At 68.8% G+C, this 23459-nt stretch carries 21 protein-coding genes; 9 read left to right on the top strand and 12 right to left on the bottom strand.

What is annotated here, in order from left to right:
- Positions 1 to 46: 46 nt before the first annotated feature.
- Positions 47 to 295 carry a WhiB family transcriptional regulator gene (locus QMG61_RS08820; RefSeq protein ID WP_035837005.1) on the bottom strand — a complete coding sequence of 83 codons (249 nt, stop codon included), beginning with the start codon at positions 293 to 295 and terminating at the stop codon, positions 47 to 49.
- A gap of 183 nt (positions 296 to 478) precedes the next feature.
- Here QMG61_RS08820 and QMG61_RS08815 point away from each other — a divergent pair, with 183 nt between their 5' ends.
- Positions 479 to 934, top strand: coding sequence for a hypothetical protein (locus QMG61_RS08815; RefSeq protein WP_283493971.1), 456 nt, complete (start codon positions 479 to 481; stop codon positions 932 to 934).
- Positions 935 to 1079: 145 nt separating this feature from the next.
- On the opposite strand, the gene bcp is transcribed toward QMG61_RS08815, so the two are convergent.
- From bcp to aroA, 3 genes are read right to left on the bottom strand one after another with little or no spacing between them, the layout of a single operon-like run.
- Complete coding sequence (gene bcp / locus QMG61_RS08810; protein WP_283493970.1) at positions 1080 to 1559, bottom strand: thioredoxin-dependent thiol peroxidase; 480 nt, start codon at positions 1557 to 1559, stop codon at positions 1080 to 1082.
- 19 nt (positions 1560 to 1578) lie between these two features.
- Positions 1579 to 2631 carry a ribosome small subunit-dependent GTPase A gene (gene rsgA, locus QMG61_RS08805; RefSeq protein ID WP_283493969.1) on the bottom strand — a complete coding sequence of 351 codons (1053 nt, stop codon included), beginning with the start codon at positions 2629 to 2631 and terminating at the stop codon, positions 1579 to 1581.
- Entirely contained in the window at positions 2628 to 4001 is a 1374-nt protein-coding gene (gene aroA / locus QMG61_RS08800; protein ID WP_283493968.1) for a 3-phosphoshikimate 1-carboxyvinyltransferase, read from the bottom strand. Before aroA ends, rsgA begins: the two co-directional genes overlap by 4 nt.
- A 110-nt stretch (positions 4002 to 4111) precedes the next feature.
- On the opposite strand from aroA, the gene QMG61_RS08795 reads away from it, so the two are divergent.
- Both QMG61_RS08795 and QMG61_RS08790 read left to right on the top strand, forming a co-directional pair.
- Entirely contained in the window at positions 4112 to 4720 is a 609-nt protein-coding gene (locus tag QMG61_RS08795) for a sigma-70 family RNA polymerase sigma factor (protein ID WP_283493967.1), read from the top strand.
- Positions 4717 to 4959, top strand: a complete 243-nt coding sequence (locus QMG61_RS08790; RefSeq protein ID WP_283493966.1) for a zf-HC2 domain-containing protein — start codon at positions 4717 to 4719, stop codon at positions 4957 to 4959. The genes QMG61_RS08795 and QMG61_RS08790 overlap by 4 nt, the downstream gene beginning before the upstream one ends.
- An 8-nt stretch (positions 4960 to 4967) precedes the next feature.
- On the opposite strand, the gene QMG61_RS08785 is transcribed toward QMG61_RS08790, so the two are convergent.
- Both QMG61_RS08785 and QMG61_RS08780 read right to left on the bottom strand, forming a co-directional pair.
- Positions 4968 to 5738: a VOC family protein gene (locus QMG61_RS08785; RefSeq protein WP_283493965.1), complete on the bottom strand. Its 771-nt coding sequence runs from the start codon at positions 5736 to 5738 to the stop codon at positions 4968 to 4970.
- A gap of 35 nt (positions 5739 to 5773) precedes the next feature.
- Positions 5774 to 9628, bottom strand: coding sequence for a multifunctional oxoglutarate decarboxylase/oxoglutarate dehydrogenase thiamine pyrophosphate-binding subunit/dihydrolipoyllysine-residue succinyltransferase subunit (locus QMG61_RS08780; protein WP_283493964.1), 3855 nt, complete (start codon positions 9626 to 9628; stop codon positions 5774 to 5776).
- A 132-nt stretch (positions 9629 to 9760) separates the two neighbouring features.
- On the opposite strand from QMG61_RS08780, the gene guaB1 reads away from it, so the two are divergent.
- From guaB1 to QMG61_RS08765, 3 genes are all read left to right on the top strand, one after another.
- Complete coding sequence (gene guaB1, locus QMG61_RS08775; protein WP_283493963.1) at positions 9761 to 11200, top strand: GMP reductase; 1440 nt, start codon at positions 9761 to 9763, stop codon at positions 11198 to 11200.
- A gap of 155 nt (positions 11201 to 11355) precedes the next feature.
- Positions 11356 to 12681, top strand: a complete 1326-nt coding sequence (locus QMG61_RS08770) for a hemolysin family protein (RefSeq protein WP_283493962.1) — start codon at positions 11356 to 11358, stop codon at positions 12679 to 12681.
- The gene (locus QMG61_RS08765; RefSeq protein WP_283493961.1) at positions 12674 to 13729 is read left to right on the top strand and encodes a hemolysin family protein; all 1056 of its coding nucleotides are present in this window, start codon (positions 12674 to 12676) and stop codon (positions 13727 to 13729) included. Before QMG61_RS08770 ends, QMG61_RS08765 begins: the two co-directional genes overlap by 8 nt.
- 8 nt (positions 13730 to 13737) lie before the next feature.
- Here QMG61_RS08765 and QMG61_RS08760 read toward each other — a convergent pair whose 3' ends face one another.
- Positions 13738 to 14829: an NADH:flavin oxidoreductase/NADH oxidase gene (locus QMG61_RS08760; protein ID WP_283493960.1), complete on the bottom strand. Its 1092-nt coding sequence runs from the start codon at positions 14827 to 14829 to the stop codon at positions 13738 to 13740.
- A 74-nt stretch (positions 14830 to 14903) separates the two neighbouring features.
- Between QMG61_RS08760 and QMG61_RS08755 the strand changes: the two genes are divergently transcribed.
- The 3 genes from QMG61_RS08755 to QMG61_RS08745 are packed head-to-tail and all read left to right on the top strand — an operon-like array spanning position 14904 to position 17410.
- Positions 14904 to 15782 carry an ADP-dependent NAD(P)H-hydrate dehydratase gene (locus QMG61_RS08755; RefSeq protein ID WP_283493959.1) on the top strand — a complete coding sequence of 293 codons (879 nt, stop codon included), beginning with the start codon at positions 14904 to 14906 and terminating at the stop codon, positions 15780 to 15782.
- Between the two features lie 36 nt (positions 15783 to 15818).
- Positions 15819 to 17030, top strand: coding sequence for a glycosyltransferase 87 family protein (locus QMG61_RS08750; protein ID WP_283493995.1), 1212 nt, complete (start codon positions 15819 to 15821; stop codon positions 17028 to 17030).
- Positions 17031 to 17062: 32 nt separating this feature from the next.
- A complete protein-coding gene (locus QMG61_RS08745; protein WP_283493958.1) occupies positions 17063 to 17410 on the top strand; it encodes a thiamine-binding protein in 348 nt (115 codons plus the stop codon).
- An 8-nt stretch (positions 17411 to 17418) separates the two neighbouring features.
- On the opposite strand, the gene QMG61_RS08740 is transcribed toward QMG61_RS08745, so the two are convergent.
- From QMG61_RS08740 to QMG61_RS08720, 5 genes are all read right to left on the bottom strand, one after another.
- Positions 17419 to 18105 carry a response regulator gene (locus QMG61_RS08740; protein ID WP_283493957.1) on the bottom strand — a complete coding sequence of 229 codons (687 nt, stop codon included), beginning with the start codon at positions 18103 to 18105 and terminating at the stop codon, positions 17419 to 17421.
- Positions 18106 to 18165: 60 nt separating this feature from the next.
- Positions 18166 to 19458: a hypothetical protein gene (locus QMG61_RS08735; RefSeq protein ID WP_283493956.1), complete on the bottom strand. Its 1293-nt coding sequence runs from the start codon at positions 19456 to 19458 to the stop codon at positions 18166 to 18168.
- A complete protein-coding gene (locus QMG61_RS08730; RefSeq protein ID WP_283493955.1) occupies positions 19455 to 20624 on the bottom strand; it encodes a sensor histidine kinase in 1170 nt (389 codons plus the stop codon). The genes QMG61_RS08735 and QMG61_RS08730 overlap by 4 nt, the downstream gene beginning before the upstream one ends.
- A gap of 64 nt (positions 20625 to 20688) precedes the next feature.
- Positions 20689 to 21906 carry a homoserine O-acetyltransferase MetX gene (gene metX / locus QMG61_RS08725; RefSeq protein ID WP_283493954.1) on the bottom strand — a complete coding sequence of 406 codons (1218 nt, stop codon included), beginning with the start codon at positions 21904 to 21906 and terminating at the stop codon, positions 20689 to 20691.
- A gap of 128 nt (positions 21907 to 22034) precedes the next feature.
- Positions 22035 to 23366: a bifunctional o-acetylhomoserine/o-acetylserine sulfhydrylase gene (locus tag QMG61_RS08720; protein ID WP_283493953.1), complete on the bottom strand. Its 1332-nt coding sequence runs from the start codon at positions 23364 to 23366 to the stop codon at positions 22035 to 22037.
- Between the last annotated feature and the right edge of the window lie 93 nt (positions 23367 to 23459).

Below are 23459 nucleotides of genomic sequence, written 5' to 3'. Positions count from 1 at the left end.
TCACGAAAGGCGGCAGCCCCGCGGTGGATGCCTTAAAAGTAGAGCGCTAGGAGGCGCGGCGGGCGCGTGCGGCGCGGCGCTTGAGGGCGCGGCGCTCGTCTTCGCTGAGGCCACCCCACACACCCGAGTCCTGGCCGGTCTCGAGGGCGTACTGCAGGCAAACCTCGGTCACGTTGCAACGGGCGCAGACGGATTTCGCCTTCTCGATCTGGTCCACTGCGGGACCAGTGTTGCCGACCGGAAAGAAGAGTTCCGGGTCGGCGGTGAGGCAGGCAGCTTTGTCGCGCCAGTCCATAGGGGTGCTCCTTGATTGCGGGGATGCCTGGCCGATTGGCCGAAGATGCGGAGGCTGCCGGTTGCAGGAAGGTGTCAGATCTACACAATCAGACCTACTCACGTCCCTGTGAGCGTCAACCGGGCCTCAAATATGGTCGCATAATGGTGGAGTCAAATCAATAGTTTCGTATGGGATATCTCTGTGAATGAACGATCCGAGCACCTTCCGGGCGGTGAAAACGCCCCCGGAGCCTCATCGCGACCGCGCGCGCTCCTGCTGCTCGCCACCCTCCTTGCCGCGGAGGCTGCCCTCCTCTGGGCGGCGGCCGGCTGGCTCGTGCTCGAGCTGATCACGGCGACGCCGACCTCGCTGGCGACGGCGCTGGCAATCCTCGTGCTCGTGCTCATCGCCGCGGCCTGGGTGACCGCGATCGCGATCAACTCGCTCCGCCGGCGCTCCTGGATCCGCGGGGCAGCGGTCACCTGGCAGCTCGTGCAGATCGCCGTCGCCGTCGGCTCGTTCCAGGGGCTCTACGCCAGGCCCGACCTGGGCTGGGCGTTGCTGCTGCCGTCCCTGGTCGTGCTGGCGCTGCTGTTCAGGCCACGGGTGATCGCCGCGACCACCTCCGCGCCGGCCGGGGACGACGCCACCTCGTAGCGGCAGCCGGCGGTTGAACGGCCACAGGCGGCAGTGCTGAGCCGATGCGCCGCCCAAGACCGCCCTGGGGCCGCTTGACCGCCCCTGGGCCCGGAGGCGACGGCATGGCGCCGCGCATCGCGGAGCAGGACGCCGGGAAGAGGCCCTAGATGTCCAGGCCGAGCTTCGTGCGCAGGCTCGCCACATGGCCGGTGGCCTTCACGTTGTAGAGGGCGAGCGTGATGACGCCAGCCTCGTCGATCACGAAGGTGGAGCGCAGGACGCCGGTGACGATCTTGCCGTAGAGGTTCTTCTCCCCCCAGGCGCCGTACGCGTTGTGTGCGGCGAGGTCGGTGTCGCTGAGCAGCGGGAAGCTGAGCTGGTCCCGCTCCTGGAACGCCTTGAGCTTCGCCGGGGAGTCCCGGGAAACACCGAGCACGGTGTAACCGGCCGCGGCGAGCGAGCCGAGGCTGTCCCGGAAGTCGCAGGCCTCCGTGGTGCAGCCCGGCGTCATCGCGGCCGGGTAGAAGTACAGCAGCACCTTCGCACCGGCGAAGTCGGCCAGGACGACGGGTGCCCCATCCTGGTCGGTCAGGGTGAATTCGGGGGCCGTGTCGCCGGCCGCGAGTCGCGTGGAGTCGGTCATTACTCCACGCTAGCGCCGTTCAGTGCGCCGGGACCGCGGCGAACGTCGCGAGCAGGCGCTGCAGCGAATCCAGCCTCGCCTTTCCGGTGTCGCCGAGCTTTCCGGCCGCCACCGCCTCGTTGATGGCGCAGTCCGGCGAGTTCGGCAGGTGGGTGCAGCCGCGCGGGCACTTCTCCGCGATCGCGGCCAGATCGGTGAAGGCCTTGAGGATGTTGTCGGTGTTGATGTGTCCGAGACCGAAGGAGCGCACGCCGGGGGTGTCGATCACCCAGCCGCGGCCGGCATCCGTTTCGAGGCGCAGCGAGATCGTCGACGATGAGGTGTGCCGCCCGCGGCCGGTAACAGTGTTGACGACGCCGACGGCCCGGTGCGCGTCGGGGACGAGCGCGTTGACGAGGGTCGATTTGCCCACCCCGGAGTGGCCGACGAAGACGGTGTCGTGCCCGATCAGGGCCGCGGAGATCTCGGCCAGCGGCATCGCGTCGTCACGGCTCTGGAAGACCGGCAGGTCGAGGCCGGCGAAATTGTGGAGAAAGCCGGCCGGGTCGGCGAGGTCGGTCTTGGTGATGCAGAGGATGGGGGAGACTCCCGCGTCATAGGCGGCGACCAGGTAGCGGTCGACCAGTCGGATGCGCGGCTCAGGGTTCGCCGCGGCAACGACGATGAGCATCTGGTCTGCGTTGGCGACGATGACGCGCTCGACGGCATCCGTGTCGTCCGCGCTGCGGCGGAGCAGCGTGACGCGGGGCACGATCCGCACCAGACGGGCGAGGCTTCCCTCGGCCCCGGTCGTGTCGCCGACAATGTCGACGCGGTCGCCCGTGACGACAGCGTGCTTGCGCAGTTCGCTGGCCCGGGCTGCGGTCACCCGGCGCTCGGACGGCAGGTCCTCGTCGAGCATGACCGTGTAGCGGCCGCGGTCGACGGAGAGGATGCGGCCGGTCAGGGCGTTTTCGTGCTCCGGCCTGGTCTTGGTGCGCGGTTTGTTGCCCTTGCGGTTCGGGCGCACCCGCACACTGGATTCGTCGAACTCGGGTTCCTCGTCGTCATCGGCGCTGGCCCACCACGTCATCGCGGCACGACCGGCGCGGTTCCCGAGGCGACGAGGTTGTCCCACAGCTCGACGAACTGGGGCAGGGTTTTCGCTGTGGTGCCGATATTCTCGATCTCCACACCGGGCACGACCAGGCCGATCAGGGCGCCGGCGGTTGCCATCCTGTGGTCGTCGTAGCTGCGCCAGGCTCCGCCGTGCAGCGGTCGGGGTTCGATCCGGAGCCCGTCGGGGAGCTCGGTGACGGCCCCGCCGAGACCATTGAGCTCGGCGACCAGGGCGGCGAGCCGGTCGGTCTCGTGGTGGCGGATGTGCCCGATTCCGGTAATTGTGCTCGGCGAATCAGCGAGGGCGGCGAGGGCGACGAGGGCGGGGGCGAGTTCCCCGCCGGTGGACAGATCGAGGTCCACCCCGGTGAGGCGTTCGCCGGCCGACACGATCAGGCGGTTGCCGACCAGGCTGACCCTGGCCCCGAAGAGGGGAAGGAGGTCGGCGAGGTGGGCGCCGACCTGAGTCGTGCTCGTCGGCCAGCCGGTGATCGTGACGGTGCCGCCGGCGATGAGGGCCGCAGCCAGGAACGGTGCGGCGTTGGAGAGGTCGGGTTCGATGTCGATCTCGTCGCCTGAGATCGGGCCCGGGTCGATGATCCACTCGCCGATCGATGGGCTGCGCACGTCGACTCCGCGGCGCGCGAGGGTGTCGATGGTCATCTCGATGTGGGGGAGGCTCGGCAGGCGCTCCCCGGAGTGCCGGAGGTGGACGCCACGCTCGAACCTGGCGCCGGCCAGCAGGAGACCGGAGACGAACTGGCTCGACGTGGACGCGTCGATGGTGACCTCGCCGCCCGACAGGCTTCCCGTGCCGTGCACCGTGAACGGCAGGGCGCCGCGACCGTCGTCGTTGATGTCCGCGCCGAGCGCGCGGAGGGAACTGATCGTCGTCGCCATGGGCCGGCGGCGGGCACCGGCGTCGCCGTCGAAGGTGGTGGGGCCCAGTGCGAGCGCGGCCACCGGCGGCAGGAACCGCATCACCGTGCCGGCGAGGCCGCAATCGATCGTGGTGGAGCCGACGAGCTCGCCGGGAGTGACCCTGAGGTCAGGTCCGAACTCGCCGTGCCCGGGGACGGCCTCAACCGTGCTGCCGAGCTGGCGGAGGGCGGCGACCATGAGATCGCTGTCCCTGGAGTGCAGCGGAGAGCGAAGCAGGGACGGACCCTCGGCGAGGGCCGCGAGCACCAATTCGCGGTTGGTGAGGGATTTCGACCCCGGAAGGGACACCACCGCCGCGAGCGGTCCGCCGGCTGTGGGCGCCGCCCACCACTGGTCCGTCTCCTCCGGCGACGAGTCGCCGTAGGGATCGAACTCAGGCTTGGAATATCTCGAGATCAACATCGGTTATCAGGATAGTCGGTGACTGAAGAATGAGGGAGGTACGGATGGCGCTGTCCATGGTGCTGGAGCGACCGAACGCAACTGATCTCGACGAACTAGAATCGTCGGTGATGACAACTGATGCGAGCGACCTTCGCGACCTGTTCGAAGAGCAGGCCCTGCCCTTTATCGACCAGCTCTACGCGGCGGCCATGCGGATGACCCGCAATCCCTCCGACGCGCAGGACCTGGTCCAGGAAACCTTCGTGAAGGCGTTCGCCGCGTTCACACAGTTCGAGCAGGGGACAAACCTCAAGGCCTGGCTGTACCGGATCCTCACCAATACCTTCATCAACACTTACCGCAAGAAGCAGCGCGAGCCGTATCAGGGCACCATCGACGACCTCGAGGACTGGCAGCTCGGCGGGGCCGAGTCGACCACCGCGATGGCGAGCCGGTCGGCCGAAGCCGAGGCCATCGACCACCTGCCGGACAGCGCCGTCAAGGACGCGTTGCAGTCGATTCCGGAGGACTTCCGGCTGGCTGTCTACTTCGCCGACGTTGAAGGCTTCTCCTACCAGGAGATCGCCGAAATCATGAAAACACCCATTGGCACTGTGATGAGCCGCCTGCATCGTGGCCGGCGACTCCTTCGCGACCTGCTGTCCGGCTACGCCCTCGAGCGTGGACTGGGCGCGGAGGCGACAGGCCACACTCGAACCGGGAGCACATCAGCATGACCGACTGTGGATGCGAGAAGGCCAAGGCCGAACTCGAGGAATACTTGCACAACGAACTTCGCGGGGAAGACGCCGCGGATATCCAGGAGCATCTCGCGCACTGCGGCGATTGCAGCGACGAGCATCTGGTGGGGCGCACCCTCACCGAGGCCGTGCAGCGCGCCTGCCGGGAGGTCACCCCGGAGGACCTGCGCGACCAGGTGCTGCTGAAACTGCGCACCCTCCAGTCCGAGCACTGACCCGTCGGCTAGTCGACGGATCCGAGCACGAACATGGCTCCGGTCCGGTCGGCGACCCGGGAAAACGTGCCGAATTCCGCGGACCACGGCTCCTGAAGCACCGTGCCGCCAAGTTCCGTGACCAGGGCGGCGGCGGCGGCCACGTCGGCAACGCCGAGGTAAAGCTGCCAGTGTGAGGGCATTCCCGCGGGGAGATGCGCCGACGCGTCGAAGATGCCGGCGACCATCGCGCCCTCGGCGCCGATGGTGCTGTAGCGGAACTCGTCGGTGTCGCTGAGCACGCTCGGCGTCCAACCGAAGGCTTTCTCGTAGAACGCGACCGCGGCCGGGTAATCGAGGGTGTTCAACTCGTGCCAGAGCGGGGTGCCTACCTCGCCGATCACGCCGAACCCGGTGAAGTCGATCGGCTGCCACAGGCCGACCGTCGCTCCGGTCGGGTCCGACAGGATGGCCATCCGGCCCATCGACCCGATATTCATCGGCTCGGCGAGCACCTGGCCGCCCGCGGCCCGGGCGGCAACGGTGCTGGCGTCGACGTCCTCGACGGCCAGGTAGATCGACCAGACATCGGGTGACTCCGAGTCCGGCATCTGCACGGCCATGCCGGCGACATCGGCGTCTCCATGCCGGAATGTGACGTAGTCGCTGCCCTCCATGCTGGACTCCACCGCAGTCCAGCCGAAGAGACGACCGTAGAACTCACGCGCCCCGTCAGGGTCGGAGGTCAAAAGATCAGCCCAGCATGGTTCACCGAATCGGGTTGCATCGCGTGCTGGCATGGTGGCGGCTCCTATCGACGGGATGACTCTTCGGTCTAGATGGTGAGCGCCCTGCTGATCAGGTCGGCCTGTTCGGTGGCGTGGCGCTTGGCGGACCCGGCGGCCGGCGATGCCGACGCGGCACGCGAGAACAGGGTCACCGGACGCGGGCCCAGTTTGTTCGTCTCCAGGTAGAAGAACGGCCAGGCTCCCTGGTTCTCGGGTTCGTCCTGCACCCAGGCGAGTTCGGCATCCGGGTACTGATCGGCAACCTTCCTCAGTTCGACCTTGGGCAGTGGGTAGTACTGCTCCAACCGGACCAGCGCGATCTCGGGGTTCGGGTTCTTCTCGAGTTCGCCGCGCAGATCGTAGTAGAGCTTGCCGGCCAGGAACAGCACCCGCTTGACCCTGGACTTGTCGGTGATGCGGGCGTCGTCGATGACCGGCTCGAACCGGCCGGAGGTGAAGTCGGCGACGCTGCTGGTGGCGCCGCGCAGGCGGAGCATGGACTTGGGCGTGAAGACGACCAACGGGCGGCGCGGCCGCATGTAGGCCTGGCGGCGGAGCAGGTGGAAGTACGAGGCCGGCGTCGACGGGCGAGCGACGGTCATGTTGTTCTCCGCGCACAGCTGCAGGTAACGTTCGATCCTTGCCGACGAGTGGTCGGGACCCTGGCCCTCGTAGCCGTGGGGAAGGAGCAGGACAACGGAGGACCGCTGGCCCCACTTCTGCTCCGCGGACGAGACGAATTCGTCGATGACGGTCTGGGCGCCGTTGGCGAAGTCACCGAACTGGGCTTCCCAGAGCACGAGAGCGTCGGCGCGTTCCACCGAGTATCCGTATTCGAAGCCCATGGTGGCGTATTCGCTGAGCAGCGAGTCGTAGATCCAGAACCGGGCCTGGTCCTCGCTGAGGTTCGCCAGCGGCAACCACTCCTGGCCGTTGATGCGGTCGTGCAGCACGGCGTGCCGTTGAACGAACGTGCCGCGTCGGGCGTCCTGGCCGGCGAAGCGCACCGGGGTGCGTTCGACCAGCAGGGAGCCGAGGGCGAGCAGTTCGCCGAAGCTCCAGTCGATGTTGCCGTTGCGGCTCATGTCGAGGCGCTTCTGCATCAGCTGCTGCAACTTGTTGTGCACCGTGAAGCCGGCCGGTTTGTTCATGAACGCGTCACCGATGAGGTGCACGACTGCTTCGGGGACGCCGGTCGTGGCGGGTTCGCCGACCGCGTCGTCCTGGTCATGGTTGTCGCCGAGGCCGCGGGAAGCGGAGCCGCCCACACCCACGATCGGGATCGACGAGGACTGCGCGGCGTGCGTCTCCATGAAGGCGCGCTCAAGGCGGTCCTGGAAGTCGCCGTGCGCGGCCTCGTATTCCGCCTGGGTGATATCGCCACGACCGACGAGGGCCTCGGTGTACAACTTCCGGACCGAGCGCTTCGCCTCGATCAGGTTGTACATCAGCGGCTGGGTCATCGACGGGTCGTCGCCCTCGTTGTGGCCGCGTCGGCGGTAGCAGACGAGGTCGATGACGACGTCCCGCTTGAATTCCTGGCGGTAGGCGAACGCGAGTTCCGCGACCCGCACGACAGCCTCCGGATCGTCCCCGTTCACGTGGAAGATGGGAGCCTGGATGGTCTTGGCGACGTCGGTGGCGTAGATCGAGGTGCGGCCGTCGCCGGGGAGCGTGGTGAAGCCGACCTGGTTGTTCACGACCAGGTGGATCGTGCCGCCGGTGCGGAATCCGCGCAGCTGGGACATCTGCAGCGTCTCCAGGACGATGCCCTGGCCGGCCATCGCGGCGTCGCCGTGGACGAGAACGGGCAGGGTGGAGAAGGTCCCGATCGGCTTGCGGTCCTGCTTGGCGCGCACGATGCCCTCCAGCACGCCGTCGACGGCCTCGAGGTGCGACGGGTTCGCGGCCAGGTAGACGGGCATCTCCGTGCCGTTGGTGGCTCGGAAGGTTCCCTCCGTGCCCAGGTGGTACTTGACGTCGCCGGAGCCCTGCACCGTGCGGGGGTCCTGGGTGCCCTCGAACTCGCGGAAGATCTGGCCGTAGGTCTTGCCGGCGATGTTGGTCAGCACGTTCAGGCGGCCGCGGTGGGCCATCCCGATCGCGACCTCGTCGAGCCCGGCATCCGCCGCGCCCTGCAGGATCGCGTCGAGCAGGGCGATGGTGGACTCGCCGCCCTCGAGGCTGAACCGCTTCTGCCCGACGTACTTCGTCTGCAGGAACGTTTCGAAGGCCTCCGCCTCGTTGAGCTTGCCGAGGATGCGCATCTGCTCGTCGTGGGTCGGCTTGACGTAGGACTTCTCGATCTTCTCCTGTACCCACCGGCGCTGGCCAGGGTCCTGGATGTGCATGTACTCGATGCCCGTGGTGCGGCAGTAGGAGTCGCGGAGCACGCCGAGGATGTCACGGAGCAGCATCAGGCGTTTGGTGCCGAAACCGCCGGTGACGAACTCGCGATCGAGGTCCCAGAAGGTGAGCCCGTGGTTGGAGATGTCGAGGTCCGGGTGGGAGCGCTGGGTGTACTCGAGCGGATCGATGTCGGCCATCAGGTGACCGCGCACCCGGAACGCGTTGATCAGTTCCTGAACGCGGGCGGTCTTGTCGACCGCGCTGGCCAGGTCGACGCTGATGTCCGGCGCCCAGTGGATCGGCTCGTACGGGATGCGGAGGGCGGAGAAGATGTCCTCGTAGAAGTTGTGCCCGCCGATCAGCAGCTCGTGCACGATCTTCAGGAACTCACCGGAGCCGGCACCCTGGATCACCCGGTGGTCGTAGGTGCTGGTGAGGGTGATGGTCTTCGAGATGGCCAGGCCGGTGAGCGTCTTGACGCTCGCGCCCTGGAACTCGGCCGGGTAGTCGAGGGCGCCGGCGCCGATGATGCAGCCCTGCCCCTTCATCAGGCGCGGCACGGAGTGGACCGTGCCGATGCCGCCCGGGTTGGTGAGGGAGACCGTGGCGCCGGAGAAATCGTCCGCGGTGAGCTTGCCCGTGCGGGCGCGGGTGACGAGGTCCTCATAGGCGGAGAGGTACTCGCCGAACGTCATTGTGTCGGCGCGCTTGATCGCGGGGACCATCAGCGACCGGGTGCCATCGGGCTTGGGCAGGTCGATCGCGATGCCGAGTCCCACGTGGGCGGGGGCGATCACCGAAGGCTTGCCGTCGATCTCGTTGTAGTAGACGTTCTGGCTGGGGAACATCTTGAGGGCGTTGATCAGGGCCCAGCCGATCAGGTGAGTGAATGACACCTTGCCACCGCGCGACCGGCGCATGTGGTTGTTCATCACGATCCGGTTGTCGATCAGGAGCTTCGCCGGAATGGTGCGCACGCTCGTGGCGGTCGGCACGGTCAGGCTCACCGCCATGTTCGCGGCGAGGCTCTTCGACATGCCGCGCAGCGGCGTGACGACGTCCTGGACCTCGGTGGTTGCCTTCGCGGTCGCGATCGGATGCGGGCTCGTGATCGGGGCGTCGGCGGGCACGGGGACCGGCTTGGGGGCGACACCGGTGGTGCGCGCCGTGCGCTGGCCGCCGATGGACTCGGCGGGGGCGGTCGTCGGTGCCGGCTCGGACACGACGGGACCCGCGGCCGGGGCGGCGGCGGGGGCGGTCGTCGGTGCCGGCTCGGACACGACGGGACCCGCGGCCGGGGCGGCGACGGCCGGGGCGGCGACGGCCGGGGCGGTCGTCGGTGCCGGTGCCGGTGGGGGGCCATCCGCAGTGCCGGCGGCGGCCTGGCCGCTCGCGGTCTGGTGGTAGCTCTCGAGGACGGGCCACCAGGACTCGTCTACCTGGTTCTTGTCGACGAGGTACCTTTCGTACAGCTCGTCGACGAGCCACTCGTTCGCTCCGAATTCACCCGACGTGGTCTCGTCGGATCCACTACCGGTCAACTGGCTTGACACAGCCGGTTCCCACTCTCTGCGTTGATTCTGAATGTCCAGACGATGAAAAAATCGCCGGTTCGGTCTGCCCGTCCAGCCTAATCCCCTCGAGGGTGGCTGCGGGCATCCGCGCGGAGGGCTAGCGTTATTTCCATGCAGTTCTATGGAGCGGTTCCCAGTCACGATCTCACGTACTCAGACGTCTTCCTGGTGCCCAGCCAATCAGGCATCCGGAGCCGCCTCGATGTCTCCCTTGCCCCGGGTGACGGCACCGGCGCCACCATCCCCGTGGTCTCGGCGAACATGAACTCGGTCACCGGCCCGCGCCTGGCCGCGGCCCTGGCCCGGCGCGGCGGGCTCGGTGTGCTGCCCCAGGACATGCACCTGCAGGAGCTGGATGCCGCGATCCGCTGGGTCAAGGCCCAGTCGACCAGGTTCGACACACCGTTCGTCTTCGGACCCGGCGACACCGTCGTCCAGGCGCTGCAGCAGGTGCCGCCGGTGGCCGGCCAGGGGCTCGTGATCAAGGACGCGAACGGTGCCTACCTGGGCTGCATCGACGCCGCCCGGCTGGGTACGGCACTGTCCGACGCTCGGCTCGGCGACCTCCTGCACGGCCCGCTGACCTCACTCGACGCCGACGACATCGATGGCCCGCGCCGCGCGTTCGACCTGATGACGGCGGCCGACCTCGACTTCGCGCCGGTGCTGCACCACGGCTCCATCGTCGGCACCCTCAGCCGCAAGAGCGCCCTGCGCTCCACTCTGTATCAGCCGGCGCTGGACGCGCACGGCCGGCTCAGCGTCGCTGCCGCCATCGGCATCAACGGCGACGTCGCGGCCAAGGCCGCCGCCCTCGCCTCGGCCGGGGTGGACGTGCTCGTTCTCGACACCGCGCACGGCCACCAGGACGGCATGCTCCGTGCGCTGAAGATCGTCGCCGACCTCGGTCTCGGCATCCCGATCGTGGCCGGCAACGTGGTCACCGCGGACGCCGTCGGCGACCTCGTCGGCGCCGGAGCCACCATCGTGAAGGTGGGCGTCGGGCCCGGTGCCATGTGCACGACCCGGATGATGACGGCGGTCGGACGCCCGCAATTCTCCGCGGTGCTGGAAACCGCGGCCGCCGCGCGGGAACTCGGAGCGCACGTCTGGGCGGACGGCGGAGTGCGCTACCCGAGGGACGTGGCGCTCGCGCTCGCCGCCGGCGCGGCATCGGTCATGATCGGTTCCTGGTTCGCCGGCACGATCGAGGCACCCGGCACCCTGGCGACGGATGCGGCGGGCGCCCTGTACAAGGAAAGCTGGGGGATGGCCTCGACCAAGGCCGTCCGGGAACGCTTCGATCGCCTCGACCCGTACGAACTCGCACGGAAGACCCTGTTCGCCGAGGGGATCTCGAGTTCGAAGATCTACCTCGACCCGCTGCGCCCGTCGCTCGAGGACCTGCTGGACATGATCACCTCCGGGGTGCGCAGCTCCTTCACCTATGCCGGCGCGACCAGCGTGGCCGAGTTCCACACCAGGTCCCTGGTCGGGATCCAGTCCGCGGCAGGGTACGAGGAGGGCAAGGCGCTCCCCGTCTCCTGGTAAACCTGGGTGCCCGGTCGTCGTTCGGACGGCTCCGACGGCGGGCCATGGCCGTATAGTTGAGGGAATAATGGACGACCCCCCTTCTGCGAAATCGCCCGGCCACCATTCCCGCCGCCCCATCGGGGTCTCTCCCGTGAACCGGGGCGGTGAATCGCATGTTTGAGTGGCTCATGCTCGGCGTCGGATTGATCCTGACCGTGGGCACCGGCCTGTTCGTGGCCAGTGAATTCGCCCTGGTCAACCTCGACCGGTCCGACCTTGAGGCGCGTCGCGACCGTGGCGAACCCCGCCTCGTGCTGACCATCGCGGCGCTCCGGATCACGTCGACGCACCTCTCCAGCGCGCAGCTCGGGATCACCCTCACCACGCTCCTCACCGGCTACGCGATGGAGCCGGCGCTGAGCTCCCTGCTCACCCCTCCGCTGACCGGGCTGGGGTTCCCGGCCGGTGTCGTGCCGGTCGTGGCGACGACGCTCGCCGTGGTCATCGCCACGCTCGCCTCGATGATCATCGGCGAACTCGTGCCCAAGAACTTCGCCCTCGCCCTGCCGATCCAGACCGCCAAGCTCGTGATGCCGTTCCAGACCCTGTTCACGACCGTGTTCAAACCGGCCGTGCTGATGCTCAACGGCAGCGCCAACGGGGTGCTGCGCTCGATCGGGATCGAGCCGAAGGAAGAACTGTCCGGGGCGCGCACGGCGGAGGAACTGTCGTCGCTGGTGCGCCGCTCCGCCAGCGCCGGCCTGCTGGAGAAGGACACCGCGACCCTGCTGCACCGCACCCTGCTGTTTTCCAGCCACGCGGCGTCCGATGTGATGACGCCGAGGCCGCGCGTGGCGAGCATCCAGCGCACCGCGTCCGCCAGGGCGGTCATCGAACTGGCCCGGCAGACCGGCTACTCCCGGTTCCCCGTCGTCGACGAGGGCGTTGACGACATCGTCGGGATCGTGCACGTCAAACAGGCCGTGGCGGTGCCCAGGCAACGTCGAGCGGATGTCCCGGTATCCGCCCTGCAGTCGGAGGCCATCCGTGTGCCGGAGACCATGAAGCTCGACGGGCTCCTGGTCGAGTTGCGCGGCCGCGGCTACCAGATGGCCATTGTCGTGGACGAGTACGGCGGCACCGCCGGGGTGGCCACCCTGGAAGACCTGGTCGAGGAACTCGTCGGCGAGGTCGCGGACGAACACGACCGCGCCCGCGCCGGAGTCGTGCTCTCCACCGACTCGCTCACCTTCCCCGGCATGCTCCGCCCGGACGAGCTGCTCGAACGCGCCGGCATCGCCGTGCCGGAGGACGGTCCGTACGAGACCGTCGCCGGATTCGTGATGAGCGAACTGGGACGTCTCCCCGTTGTCGGCGACATCGTCGCCATCGATACGGGCGAGTTCGCCGTGGAGCGCCTGGACGGTCGCCGGATCGACCGGCTGAGATTCACGCCCACCGTTGCGGCGGCGCCGGACGAGGGGAGCCCGAATGAGTGACTGGGCCGGAATCGCCTGGCTGTTCGTGCTGCTTGCCGCCAACGCCTTCTTCGTCGCCGCCGAATTCGCGGTCATCTCCGCGCGCCGGTCGCAGATCGAACCGCTCGCGGAGGCCGGCCGAAGCAGTGCCAAGACGGCGCTCTGGGCGATGGAACACGCCACCCTCATGCTGGCCACCACCCAGCTGGGCATCACCGTGTGTTCGCTGCTCATCCTCAACGTGTCGGAGCCGGCGATCCACCACCTGCTCGAGTACCCGCTCGCACTGACCGGACTGCCCGGCGAGGCGATCACCGCGATCGCCTTCGTGATCACCCTGCTCCTGGTCTCCTACCTGCATGTCGTGTTCGGCGAGATGGTGCCGAAGAACCTGTCCTTCTCGGTTCCCGACCGGGCCGTGCTCCTGCTCGCGCCGCCACTGGTCTTCTTCGGCCGACTGGTCAGGCCCGTCATCGTGGCCCTCAACGCCACCGCCAACCTGGTTCTGCGAACTTTCGGAGTGCAGCCCAAGGAGGAGGCGACCAGCACCTACACGCTGGACGAGGTGGCCACGATCGTGTCCCAGTCGACCAGGGAGGGCGTGCTGCGTGATGGCACCGGCGCGCTCAGCGCCACCTTCGAGTTCACCACCCGCAAGGTGAAGGATGTCGCGGTGAACCTCGCCGACCTGATCAGCCTCCCCGAATCGGCCACCCCGACCGATGTCGAGAAGGCCGTGACCCGGCACGGCTTCTCCCGCTATGCGCTGGTCAGCGGTGCCGGCGAACTCACCGGCTACATCCACCTCAAGGACGTCCTGGACCTCGACGGCGACGCATCGACGGGACAGGGAAGCCATGCGGAACCGATCCCGGCCAAGCGCATTCGCCAGCTCGTGTCGATCTTCGAGGGCACCGACCTCGAGGACGCCCTCGCGACCATGCGCCGCTCCGGCGCTCACCTGGCCCGCTCCTTCACCGCATCCGGTGTGACCACGGGGGTCCTGTTCCTTGAGGACATCATCGAGGAACTCGTCGGCGAAGTGCAGGACGCGACCAGGCGGCTGTAGCCGGCGGCTCAGTCCTCCGGCCACCTGGCACGGAGGTACTGCGGCGGCCAGTAGTCCACGCCGACGCCGAGCTCGTGCGCGGCGCGGAGCGGGAAGTGCGGGTCGCGCAACAGCTCCCGGCCCAGCATGACCGCGTCGGCCTGGCCGGAGGCCACGATCTGTTCGGCCTGCTCAGGCGTGGTGATCAGCCCCACCGCGCTCACCGGGACATCCGCCGCCGCCCGCACGTGGCGGGCCAGGGGAACCTGGTAGCCGGGCCCGACCGGGATGCTCACCCCCGTGACGTTGCCGCCGGAGGAGATGTCGAAGAAGTCCGCTCCGGCCTCCGCCGCCCAGCCGGCGACCGTGGCCGTGTCGGCCTCGTTCCAGCCGTCCGGTGCATAGTCGGTGGCGGAGAACCGCACGAACAGAGGATGGTCCGGGCCGATCGCGCCGCGGACGGCCGCCACAACGGCCAACAGGAGCCGGGCACGGTTCTCCAGCGAGCCGCCGTGCTCGTCGGTGCGCCGGTTGCTCAGCGGGGAGAGGAACTGGTGCAACAGGTAGCCGTGCGCCGCGTGGATCTCGACGAGGTCGAAGCCGGCGCCGATGGCTCGCCCGGCGGCCGCCGCGAAGTCGGCGACGACGTGACGCAGGCCGGCCGTGTCGAGAGCAACGGGCGGGTCGTAGCCGGGGAACGCAACCGCCGACGCCGACACGGTGCCCCAGCCGCCGGCGCTCACCGGCATGGTGCCGTGCTCGTCGTGACCCCAGGCCGGCCACGTCGACGCCTTCCGTCCGGCGTGGGCGAGCTGGATGCCGGCCACGGCGCCCTGCGAATGAATGAAGCCCACGATTCGCGCCCAGGCCGTGGCCTGCTCGTCGTTCCAGATGCCGGTGTCCGCGTCGGAGATCCGGCCCTCCGGGCTGACCGCGCTGGCCTCGGCGACGACGAGGCCGGCGCCGCCGGATGCCAGCTGGCCCAGGTGCACGAGGTGCCAGTCCCGGGGAACCCCGTCCTTCGCCTCGATCGAGTACTGGCACATCGGGGCCGCCCAGATCCGGTTGCGGAACGTGACGCCGCGGAGAGAAAGCGGTTCGAACAGTGCGGCAGTGGCCACGGTATCCCCAATGAGTCGGTATGGTCGCCCGGTCGTGCGTCCCGGAACTCTCCAAAACAACCTATCGTGAGTGCATGAGCGAACCGCTGGAATGGTTGGAGTGGGACGAGCGCCACGCACGGGCGTGGATCGATGTTCCCCAGCCGGTCGATGACAAGTACAGCCGCGGCGTTCTCGGCGTGCACACCGGGTCCAGGCAGTACCCGGGAGCGGCCGTGCTCGGGGTCGAGGCCGCCGCGCGCGCCGGCGTCGGCATGGTGCGCTACCGGGGACCGCGCCGGGCGACGAACCTGGTGTTGCAACGCCGGCCGGAGGTCGTCACCGTGCCCGGCCGGGTCCAGGCCTGGCTGCTCGGCTCCGGCATGGATGCCGGCACCCGCGACGATGCGACGGCCACGGCGCTGGTTGAGGCCCTCGCTTCCGGGCTGCCGGCCGTGTGTGATGCCGGGGTGCTTGACCTGATCGAACACGCCGGCGGCCCCACCGTGGTCACCCCGCACTTCCGAGAGTTGGCGGGGCTGCTCAGTCGGCGCGGCAAAACGGTGACCGCGGCCGAGATCGCTGCCGCACCGGGGGAGTGGGCCGGCCGGGCCGCGACCGACCTCGGCGTCACGGTGCTGCTCAAGGGCTCCGTCACCTTCGTCGCCTCGCCGAGCGGCGCCCGCCTGAGCGTCACCGGGGCGCCGGCCTGGCTGGCGACGGCCGGCTCGGGAGACGTGCTGGCCGGAATCCTCGGCGCGCTGCTCGCCACCCACTCCGCCGCCATCGACACGGATCCGGACGCCCTCGCCGCCCTGGCCGCGACCGCGGCGCTGGTGCACGCGCTCGCCGCGGTGCGCGCGTCGGCCGGCGGCCCGATCACCGCGTTGGACGTGGCCGAGGCCGTGCCCGCCACGATCGCGGCGCTCCTGGCCCCGGCGGGTGGCGGGCGTCGGGCGGCGACGACCGCCTGATCGAGGATGGCCACGAGCAAGGTGGGTGATTTGAGCGTGCCGGAATCCGTCGCTCGGCACGCGGCCGCGCCCCGGGCGCTGCTCTGGGTCGGCTTCGCCCTCGTGCACCTTGTGCTCGTTGCGCTCTGCTTCCTCGCTCCGGGCTGGCCGCTCGGCGATGTGGAGAAGGTCTACGCGGATTGGGCCACGGGCGCGGTGGTCGGCCACACAATCGTCGGCATCGACACCGGATTCGTCTACCCGATCCTCGCCTTCGTGCCGATCCTCGCCTCGCTCACGTTCGGCCGGGCTCTCTTCGCTGCGACCTGGCTGGGCATCGTCGTCCTGCTCAACGGAGTCGCCTTCGCGTTTCTACTCGGGCGGGGGCGGAACCGGCGTGCGCTCCTGGCCGCCGGCTGGTGGCTGGCCTTCCTGCTGCTGCTCGGACCGATCGCCCTGGCCAGGATCGACGCTGTCACGGCGGCGATGGCGGTCGTCGCGGTGCTCTGGGTGCGGACGAGGCCGATCGCCGCGACGGTGCTGCTCACCGCTGCCACCTGGGTGAAGATCTGGCCGGTCGCCATGATCGCGGCCCTGTTCGTGGTGGCGAGAGCACGGTGGCGGGTGCTCGCCGTCTTCCTGGGCACCAGCGCGGCGATCGTCGCCGCGGCGCTGGGTCTCGGCAGCGGTGCACACGTGTTCAGCTTCGTCAGCCAGCAGACCGATCGGGGCATCCAGATCGAATCTCCCGTCGCCGGGATCTGGCTCTGGCAGGCGGCGTTGGGGATCCCCGGGAGCTTCATCTACTACGACCACCAGATCCTCACCTACCAGATCATCGGCACCGGAACCGGGATCGTCATCGTCCTGATGACCCCCCTGCTCGTGCTCGCGGTGGCCGCGATCCTGCTGCTCGGCTGGCTCGCCCGTCGCCGGGGCGCGGACTGGGACCGGCTCTACCCGCCGCTCGTGCTGGCACTGGTGTTGACCCTGATCCTGGTCAACAAGGTCGGCTCACCCCAATTCGTCGGCTGGCTCGCCGCGCCGGTCATCCTCGGGCTGCTGGTGCGGGGCCGCGCCTGGCGACTACCTGCCGTTCTCCTCCTGGTCATCGCCGCCCTCACCCAGCTCGTCTACCCTTATCTGTATGGGTGGCTGCTCGACGCCGCCCCATTCATGGTGCTCGTGCTGTCGGTACGTAACCTGCTCGAGTTCGTGCTTCTCGGGTGGGCGCTGCGGCAGCTCTGGCGCTCCGGCTCCCGCGCCTGACCGCCTGGATCCCGATCAGAAGGAGAACCCCCATGCTCGTCGCATTCTCGGTCGCACCATCAGGCGGCCACGACGCCGAAGGCTCCGTGCACAATGCCGTCGCCGCGGCGGTGCGGGTCGTCCGGGAATCCGGCCTGCCCAATCACACGGACTCCATGTTCACGACCATCGAGGGCGACTGGGACGAGGTGTTCGCCGTGGTCAAGGCGGCGACCGAGGCCGTCGGCGCGTGGGGGCCGCGGGTGTCCCTGGTGCTCAAGGCGGACATCCGGCCCGGCCGGACCGGCGAGCTGACCAGCAAGGTCGAGCGGCTCGAGGCGGCACTGGACGCAGCCGCGGCGCCGACCACCGAGTCGATCACGATCGTCCCGGCCGGGTAGCCGGGCGTCTAGTCGGTTTGCAGGAGGATGCCGTCGTGGATGGCGCGCTTGCGCAGTGCCACCTTGGTGCCGACGTCGAAGCCCGCGAGACGGTACTTCTCCCGGATGCGCTTGAGGTAAGACTTCGCGGTCTCCTCGGAGATGCCGAGCTGGTGGGCCACGGCCTTCACCGGCTCACCGGCGCCGTAGAGGGCCATGACCCGGCGCTCCTGGGCGCTCAGCCGGGGAGACCCTCCGCCGGTTCCGGCGCTGAGCGCTTCGTCCAGCTCGGCCGAGATGAAGGAGTCACCGTCGTAGGCCGCTCGGATCGCCTCGACGATCATGGTCGCTTCCTCGCTCTTGACGAGATAGCCGAGGGCTCCGGCGGCCAGCGCTTCGCGGACCAGGCCGGGCTCGGAATACGTGCTCATCAGCACGGTCTTGACTCCGGCCGTCTTGAGAGTGGAGATCTTCAGCGAGACCGGGATGTTGTCTTTGAGGTCGAGGTCGAGGAGAACGACGTCGACGGGGAACTCGGGGTGAGTGAGCAGCTCGGGCCAGGTCGTGACGGCGGCGACCATGTTGATGTCGTCCGCGGCCCCTCTGATCCACTCGGTGAGCGCGCCGAGGAGCATCCGGTGATCATCGACCAACGCGAGGCGGATGGGGTTTTCCCTGCTCGGCGCTGCGATCTTCGACATTGAGATATTCGTCATTGCTGCCTCCTACTGCCATTGCACGCGAACGGTAAGCCCGACGGTCTTCTGTCGAAGACCTCACGCATCCGCGGGATTGTCGATACTGCACTCGATTTCCACCCGAAGACTCCCGTCCTGGCTGGAATCGATGTGAGGACCCACTACTCGGATAGCTTGCCACGTCTCGGGGTCGACACGGCGCCGTGGCACACCCGTGGTGGTCAATTCGATCGGAAATCGTAACTTCTGGCGCGCCCGGACGCCGTGGGTGGGCCTGATCGGGCCGAGCGAGAGCGAAACCGAAGCCTCGGCACGGCTCGTGTCACTGATCAGCAGCCAAATCGTGCGGAGCAGGGCGTCGCGCTGGGCCGGATCGAGCAGACCGGCGAGACCGGCCGGATCGTGCAGGTTCACCGACGGCCCGAGGAACTCCGACTCGGCGATCGCGTGGTGCAACCAGGTTTCCCGTCGTCCCTGGATCAGGTGCAGGCGCAACTGGGTGGCGAGGGTGGCGGCCGTCGTCGACTTTTCGGCGCCGAGCGGAAGCACGGAACGGCCCTGGGCGACGTCGTCGAGCAGAGTCTCCGCGTCGAGGTCGATCCGGGCGAGCTCCTCCGAGGCGAGCATGCCCACCGCGAACTGGGGCTGCGAGACCGTGCTCTGGACAAGCACCAGGTCGAGCTCCCGCTGGGCCATGCGGCGGAAGGAGCGCACGATGGCGACGCCGAGCAGCGGCGGCAGGACGGCCAGCACGATGGTCATCAGGTCGGGCGCGAGAGTGAACGGGTCCGGACGCACCTCGGTGAGCGCCCCGACCAACAGGACCGCGCCGAACACCACTGCCGCGCCGATGACGTCCCTGCCCCGGCGCACGGTAACGAGGGCGATCAGCAGGGAGCCGACGGCCGCGGCGGCGGTCGGGTAGACCGCCACGTCGCCGGTGTCGCGCGAACCGGCCAGGTCGAGGACAACCACGATGCCGCCACACGCCAGCGCCGCGGCGAACAGCCAGTCCGGCATGCGTGCCGACAATCTCTGCGCGGTGACCAGGGCGAGCACGGTCGTGGCCGTCAGCAGCGCCCAGGCCGCGAGGCTCGGCAGGGGAAGCGGATAGTCGTACCACTGGATCATGAAGCGCCAGAACAGGAACAGGGCGATGAATCCGCCACTGAAGGACAGGCCGATGCCGAGGTGCCTGCCGCCCAGGCCGCTCTGGTTCGCCCGGGTGGTCTCGATGGTGCGCACCGGGCGGCGGAAGGTGCGTCGACGGTCCTGGCGGTCCTGCTCCTCCTTCTGGCGAAGGTCCCGACGGCTCGCACCGGACGGTCGGAGCTCGTCCATCCGGACACCGGCGAGGCCGGGGCCGGTCACTTGGGGACCTCGAGCACCACGGTCGTGCCGGAGCCGGGCGAGGAGAACAGCCGGGCATTACCGCCGACGTCCCGAAGCCGGGCCACGACGGATTCGGCGAAGCCGAGGCGCTCGGCGCTCACCCCGAGCAAATCGAAACCGACGCCGGCGTCGGTGACCATGGCGCGCACGGTGGTGTCGTCATCGGTGATCGTCACGTCGGCCCGCGCGACCCCGGCGTGGCGCCGCACGTTCTCGAGACATTCGCCGAGTGCGAGCAGGAAGGAGTCGAGGACGTCGCTGGGCAACAGCACCTGGCCGCTGCCGTGCCAGTCAACGTCCAGCCCCATCCGGCCGAACCGTTGCTTGACGGATTCGAGGGTGTTGCCGAGTGTGGACGCTGTGGCGGGTTCGAGCGTGTAGACGCCGGAGCGGCGTGGCGTCGGCAGGCCACCCAGGCGCAATTGCCGCAGCAGCCGGGCATCGTCGCCGGACTGCTGGCGGAGGGCGGAGGGGTTGACACCGACACCGGAGTGGGCGAGCAGGGTCAGGGTGGCGAGCACGGTGTCGTGCAGGAGCCTGGCATCCTGCCGGCGTTGGGCCTCGAGTTCGCTGGCGTGTCGTTCGGCCAGGTGGGCGCGTCCGATCGCGGCGATGCGTTGCATCACCCTGGGCACGCTCTGGGCGACCCACCAGCCGGCGAGCGCGACCGCGAACCAGCCGCAGATGGTGATGGTCAGGGTGACGATCGCTGCGGGAGAGGAGATCGTGGTGGCGAAGACGCCGGCCAGGGTGGCGGCGAACGCCGTGAACAGGGCAATCATCCGCCGGACGGTTACGACCAGGACGAGCGCGACGGAGCTCATCGCGGTCGCGGCGAGGGCGCCGATCGCGGTCTCCTCGACCAGGTTCAGGCCGGAGGTCCGAGGTTCGGAAAAGCCGATCAGGAGGATCATCCCCACCCCGGCGAGCACGACAAGGGCCACCCAGCGCATCCGGCCCGAGCGGCCGAGCAGGTACTGTCCGGTGACCATGAGCAGAAGCGCCGGCAGACAGCGGCCGAGCAGGGTCAGGCTGAAGCCGCCCGGAACCAGCATGACGACGACGACCGCGATCGACCCGGAGAGCCCGGCCAGTCGAGCGGCTCGCCGGAGAAGGCGGTCGCGCTCTTTGTGAATTCGTTGCATGTCGCCTGGATTATCCCTCGTACTGCCTAAGAAGCACCATATCCGGACCGTGCCCCTTTTAGGGTCAACCCCCGGACGGCTGGCCGAGGAGGCGGGTCAGCTGGGCTCCGATGGCCTCGGTCTCGATCAGGAAGCCGTCGTGCCCGTACCCCGACTCGAGTACGACCGGGTCGGTGCCATCGAGGTTGTCGCGCAGGTGCCGGGCGATCTCGCGCTGGCCGGCGACCGGAAAAAGCCGGTCACTGTCGATGCCGACCACAACGGATCGGGCGCTCACCCTGGCGAGGGCGGCGGCGACGCCGCCGCGGCCGCGACCGACGTCGTGCGAGTCCATCGCCTGCACGAGGGTGATGTAGCTGTTGGCGTCGAACCGACGGGTGAACTTGTTGCCGTGGAAGTCGAGGTAGGACTCGACGGCGAACCGGCCGCCCGCTCCCAGCGGGCTGATTCCGCTCTGCCAGCCGCGCTCGAACCTGAGGTTCAGTTCGGCCGGGCTGCGGTAGTTGAGCAGCGCCATCCGGCGGGCCAGGGCCAGGCCGCGGGTCGGACCGTCGCCGTCGTCTGCGTCGTAGTAGTCGCCGGAGCGAAAGAGCGAGTCGGAGCGGATGGCCTCGATCTGCACCGAGTTCAGGGCGATCTGGTCGGCCGTCGTCACCGGCGGTGCGGCGAGGACGGCCAGGCGCTCAACGCGCTCGGGCTCCTCGATCGCCCATTCGAGGGCGTGCATCCCGCCCATGGATCCGCCGATGACGGCGGCCCAGCGGTCGATGCCGAGGCGGTCGCTGAACGCGACTTGCGCCGCGACCTGGTCCCGGATGGTGAGGTAGGGAAAGCGGGTGCCCCACTCGCTGCCGTCGGGGGCAAGTGACGCCGGACCGGTGCTGCCCTGGCAGCCGCCGAGCATGTTCGGTGCCACCACGAACCACCGGTCGGTGTCGATGGCGAGGCCTGGACCGACGATTCCGCCCCACCAGCCGGCGGTGACGTGCCCGGTGCCGGCGGGACCGACCAGGTGACTATCGCCGGTCAGCGCGTGCAATACGAGCACGGCGTTGTCGCCGGTGGGGGAGAGCTCGCCCCAGGTCTCGTAGGCGACGCGCACGGCGCCCAGGCTGCCGCCGGCCTCGAAGCGGAGCGGGCCGACGTCGAGGAACCGGCGGGCACCAATCGGGTCACCGTCACGCCACGCGCCGGTGGCGGGGGGTTTGCCGAGGAGCGAGCGCGCCTGAGCCTCAGTGACGAAGCTCGACGGGACCGTATCTGCGGAGAATTGCCATTCCATACGCCCTCATTCTGGCGGGTGATTGCCTGCCCGCTGTCATTGTTACGCCACCGGCACGAACCTCACCGGTTAACGACGCCGACGGAGATCAGCCCGATCAGGGCGGGATCTCCGTCGGGACGCTGATGTTAAGCGTTGGCGCGGGATGCCTCCACGACCGCGCGCGCCGCCGCCAGGCCGAGCTCGAGGTCGGCCTTGAGGTCGGCGATGTTCTCGATGCCGACGGAGAGGCGAACCAGGCCGGGGGTGACGCCCGCGGTGAGCTGCTGCTCCGGCGTGAGCTGCGCGTGCGTGGTCGATGCCGGGTGGATGACAAGCGACCGCACATCGCCGATGTTGGCCAGGTGGCTGAACAGCTCGAGGTTGTCGACCAGGGCGCGGCCGGCATCCACCCCGCCCTTGAGCTCGAAGGAGAGCACAGCGCCGACGCCCTTGGGGGCGTACTTGTTGGCGGCGGCGTACCAGGGACTCGTCGGCAGGCCGGCGTAGTTGACCGAGGCGATGTCCGGGTGGTTCTCCAGCCACTCGGCGATGTCCTGGGCGTTCTGCACGTGACGTTCGATGCGCAGGCTCAGGGTCTCGATGCCCTGGATGAGCTGCCATGCGCTCGCCGGGGCGATCGCGGCGCCGAGGTCGCGGAGCAGCTGCACGCGCGCCTTGATGATGTACGCGATCGGGTCGCCGACGGCGCCGGTGTAGCTGACCCCGTGGTACGACGGGTCCGGTTCGGTCAGGCCGGGGAACCTCGCGACGTTCCTGGACCATTCGAAGCTGCCGCCGTCGACGATGACGCCGCCGATGACCGCGCCGTGGCCGCCGAGGAACTTGGTCGCCGAGTGGATGACGATGTCGGCGCCGTGCTCGAAGGGGCGGATCAGGTAGGGGGTTGCGATCGTGTTGTCGACGATCAGCGGAATGCCGGCCTCGTGCGCGACGCCGGCGACGAGGGAGATGTCGAGCACGTTGATCTTCGGGTTGCCGATGGTCTCCGCGAAGAAGAGCTTCGTATTCGGGCGCACCGCGCGGGCCCACTCGGCCGCGTCGTCCTGGTTCTCCACGAAGGTCGTCTCGATGCCGAGCTTGGCCAGCGTGTACTTGAAGAGGTTGTAGGTTCCGCCGTAGATGGAGCTGGAGGACACGATGTGGTCGCCGGCCTCGGCGATGTTCAGCACCGCGAAGGTCGATGCGGCCTGACCGGACGCGAGCAGCAGCGCGGCGGTCCCGCCCTCGAGCGCGGCGACGCGCTCCTCGACGACCGCCTGGGTCGGGTTCATGATGCGGGTGTAGATGTTGCCGAATTCGGCCAGGGCGAACAGATTCTGGGCGTGCTGGGCGTTATTGAAGACGTAGGACGTGGTCTGGTAGATCGGCGTGTTGCGGGCGTTCGTGGTGGGGTCAGGCTGGGCACCGGAGTGCACCTGCTTGGTTTCGAACTTCCAGGCTTTCGCGTTGTCGCTCATGAGGTGGTCTCCCTGATAATCCTCGACGAGCGTGGACCGTCCATCGCTCTGGGTGCGAGTTTAGGCATCGGCCCGGAGGGGGGCAACGGGCCG

Source organism: Cryobacterium sp. PH31-AA6, assembly GCF_030063195.1.
GTDB lineage: Bacteria > Actinomycetota > Actinomycetes > Actinomycetales > Microbacteriaceae > Cryobacterium.
This window is presented reverse-complemented; position numbering and strand designations above follow the sequence as displayed.

Bases quoted from the DNA above. Each gene is read 5' to 3' on its own strand.
- QMG61_RS08820 (WP_035837005.1), bottom strand. From the start codon at position 295: ATGGACTGGCGCGACAAAGCTGCCTGCCTCACCGCCGACCCGGAACTC.
- bcp (WP_283493970.1), bottom strand. From the start codon at position 1,559: ATGACCGACTCCACGCGACTCGCGGCCGGCGACACGGCCCCCGAATTC.
- rsgA (WP_283493969.1), bottom strand. From the start codon at position 2,631: ATGACGTGGTGGGCCAGCGCCGATGACGACGAGGAACCCGAGTTCGAC.
- aroA (WP_283493968.1), bottom strand. From the start codon at position 4,001: ATGTTGATCTCGAGATATTCCAAGCCTGAGTTCGATCCCTACGGCGAC.
- QMG61_RS08795 (WP_283493967.1), top strand. From the start codon at position 4,112: ATGACAACTGATGCGAGCGACCTTCGCGACCTGTTCGAAGAGCAGGCC.
- QMG61_RS08790 (WP_283493966.1), top strand. From the start codon at position 4,717: ATGACCGACTGTGGATGCGAGAAGGCCAAGGCCGAACTCGAGGAATAC.
- QMG61_RS08785 (WP_283493965.1), bottom strand. From the start codon at position 5,738: ATGCCAGCACGCGATGCAACCCGATTCGGTGAACCATGCTGGGCTGAT.
- guaB1 (WP_283493963.1), top strand. From the start codon at position 9,761: ATGCAGTTCTATGGAGCGGTTCCCAGTCACGATCTCACGTACTCAGAC.
- QMG61_RS08770 (WP_283493962.1), top strand. From the start codon at position 11,356: ATGTTTGAGTGGCTCATGCTCGGCGTCGGATTGATCCTGACCGTGGGC.
- QMG61_RS08765 (WP_283493961.1), top strand. From the start codon at position 12,674: ATGAGTGACTGGGCCGGAATCGCCTGGCTGTTCGTGCTGCTTGCCGCC.
- QMG61_RS08755 (WP_283493959.1), top strand. From the start codon at position 14,904: ATGAGCGAACCGCTGGAATGGTTGGAGTGGGACGAGCGCCACGCACGG.
- QMG61_RS08745 (WP_283493958.1), top strand. From the start codon at position 17,063: ATGCTCGTCGCATTCTCGGTCGCACCATCAGGCGGCCACGACGCCGAA.
- QMG61_RS08740 (WP_283493957.1), bottom strand. From the start codon at position 18,105: ATGACGAATATCTCAATGTCGAAGATCGCAGCGCCGAGCAGGGAAAAC.
- QMG61_RS08730 (WP_283493955.1), bottom strand. From the start codon at position 20,624: ATGCAACGAATTCACAAAGAGCGCGACCGCCTTCTCCGGCGAGCCGCT.
- metX (WP_283493954.1), bottom strand. From the start codon at position 21,906: ATGGAATGGCAATTCTCCGCAGATACGGTCCCGTCGAGCTTCGTCACT.
- QMG61_RS08720 (WP_283493953.1), bottom strand. From the start codon at position 23,366: ATGAGCGACAACGCGAAAGCCTGGAAGTTCGAAACCAAGCAGGTGCAC.